At 64.3% G+C, this 2,505-nt stretch carries 2 protein-coding genes; both read left to right on the forward strand.

The genetic code is table 11. From position 1 onward, the window contains the following. Nucleotides 1–1,779: sulfoacetaldehyde acetyltransferase (gene xsc / locus ACFSUD_RS19480; RefSeq protein ID WP_386376165.1), on the forward strand; the 1,779-nt coding region annotated here is incomplete at its 5' end. A gap of 126 nt (nucleotides 1,780–1,905) precedes the next feature. Continuing rightward, a partial coding sequence (locus tag ACFSUD_RS19485; RefSeq protein ID WP_386376166.1) for a YeiH family protein occupies nucleotides 1,906–2,505 on the forward strand: 600 nt, incomplete at its 3' end.

Here is a 2,505-nt window from a genome sequence, read left to right on the forward strand (position 1 = left end):
AAGATGACCACCGAAGAAGCCTTTGTTAAGGTCTTGCAGATGCATGGTATCGACAATGCTTTCGGCATTATCGGTTCCGCGATGATGCCGATTTCCGACCTGTTCCCGGAAGCCGGGATCAAGTTCTGGGACTGCGCTCACGAGACCTCCGGCGGCATGATCGCTGACGGCTACACCCGCGCCACCGGCAAGATGTCGATGATGATCGCCCAGAACGGTCCCGGCATCACCAACTTCGTGACCCCGGTGAAGACCGCCTATTGGAACCACACCCCGCTGCTGCTGGTCACGCCGCAGGCCGCGAACAAGACCATCGGGCAGGGCGGCTTCCAGGAAATCGAGCAGATGAAACTGTTCGAGGACATGGTCTGCTACCAGGAAGAGGTTCGCGACCCCTCGCGCATGGCCGAAGTCCTGAACCGGGTGATCGAGAAGGCGTGGCGCGGTTCCGCTCCAGCGCAGATCAACATCCCGCGCGATTACTGGACCCAGGTCATCGACATCGAGCTGCCGCAGGTCATCCGCCTCGAGCGTCCGGCCGGTGGCGAGCAGGCCGTGGCCGATGCCGCCAAGCTGCTGTCCGAAGCCGAGTTCCCGGTCATTCTGAACGGTGCCGGCGTGATCCTGTCCGGCGCGATCGACGCCAGCGCCAAGCTCGCCGAAGCGCTCGACGCGCCGGTGGCCTGCGGCTACCAGCACAACGACGCCTTCCCGGGCAACCACCCGCTGGCCGTCGGTCCGCTGGGCTATAACGGGTCGAAAGCGGCGATGGAGCTGATCCAGAAGGCCGACGTCGTGCTGGCACTCGGCAACCGCCTGAACCCCTTCTCGACCCTGCCGGGCTACGGCATCGATTACTGGCCGAAGGATGCCAAGATCATCCAGGTGGAGATCAACTCCGACCGCATCGGCCTGACCAAGAAGGTCGACGTGGCGATCCAGGGCGATGCCCGCAAGGTGGCCGAGCAGCTGCTCGCCAAGCTGTCTGACGATGCCGGCGACAAGGGCCGCAAGGAGCGCAAAGAGCTGATCTCGATGACCAAATCCCGCTGGGCCCAGGAGCTCAGCTCGATGGATCACGAGGAAGACAACGACGAGGGCGTGACCTGGAACGAGCGCGCCCGCGAGCGTCAGCCCGATCGCATGTCGCCGCGTCAGGCCTGGCGCGCGATCATGTCCGCGCTGCCCAAGGACGCGATCATCTCCTCCGATATCGGCAACAACTGCGCCATCGGCAATGCCTATCCGTCCTTCGACAAGGGCCGGAAATACCTGGCGCCGGGTCTCTTCGGACCCTGCGGCTACGGCCTGCCGGCGATCCTCGGCGCCAAGATCGGCTGCCCGGACGTGCCGGTCGTGGGCTTTGCCGGCGACGGTGCCTTCGGCATCTCGATGAACGAGATGACCGCCTGCGGTCGCGGCGACTGGCCGGCGATCACCATGATCGTCTTCCGCAACTACCAGTGGGGCGCCGAAAAGCGCAACACGACCCTTTGGTTCGATGACAACTTCGTCGGCACCGAGCTGAACCTTGACGTGAACTACGCCAAGATCGCCGATGGCTGCGGCCTCAAGGGCGTGCAGGTCACCTCGATGGAACAGCTCACGGACGTGCTGAACACCGCCGTCAAGGAGCAGATGAACGACAACGTGACGACGTTCATCGAAGTCGTGCTGAACCAGGAGCTGGGCGAACCCTTCCGTCGCGACGCGATGAAGAAGCCGGTTTCGGTCGCCGGGATCAGCAAGGAAGACATGCGCCCGCAGCAGCGCGACTGAGCTTCAACGCTTTGACAAGATGCGGGGAAGCGGTACGCCGCTTCCCCGCCCCCGTTTATATCCAACCACCGGGCCGCATGGCCGCGGCGCATGACCTTCCGGCCTGCGCCACAGGAGTTAAGAAGAATGGCGCTTTCGATGGCCTCGGCAGGGCAGACACTCTCCCAGATCCCCAAATTCGTGACAGACAACGCCTACGGGTTCCTGGTTTCGGTCGTCGTCGCGGTCGCGGCGCAATTCCTTTCGGATCATTACGGCGCCCCGGCCATGCTGATGGCGCTGCTCCTGGGCATCGCCTTTCATTTCCTCGCCGAAGAGGGCCCCTGCGTCAAAGGCATCGCCTTCACCTCGCGCACCGTGCTGCGCATCGGCGTGGCGCTTCTGGGCGCGCGGATCAGCGTCGAACTACTGATCGGCCTCGGGCCCAAGCTGATCGCGCTGGTTGTCGCCGGGGTGATCCTGACCATCCTTGTCGGCCTCGCCGGGGCGCGGTTCCTGGGGCGCGGCTGGCGCTTCGGCCTGCTGACCGGCGGCGCGGTGGCGATCTGCGGCGCCTCGGCGGCCATGGCAATCGCGGCGGTACTGCCCAAGAACGAGCATTCCGAACGCAACCTGATCTTCACCGTGCTCGGCGTGACCGTATTGAGCACCCTGGCGATGATCGCCTATCCGGTGATCACCCAGATGCTTGATCTCGACGACCGCGCCACCGGTGTATTCCTCGGC

Source organism: Sulfitobacter aestuarii (assembly GCF_042685005.1).
GTDB lineage: Bacteria > Pseudomonadota > Alphaproteobacteria > Rhodobacterales > Rhodobacteraceae > Sulfitobacter > Sulfitobacter aestuarii.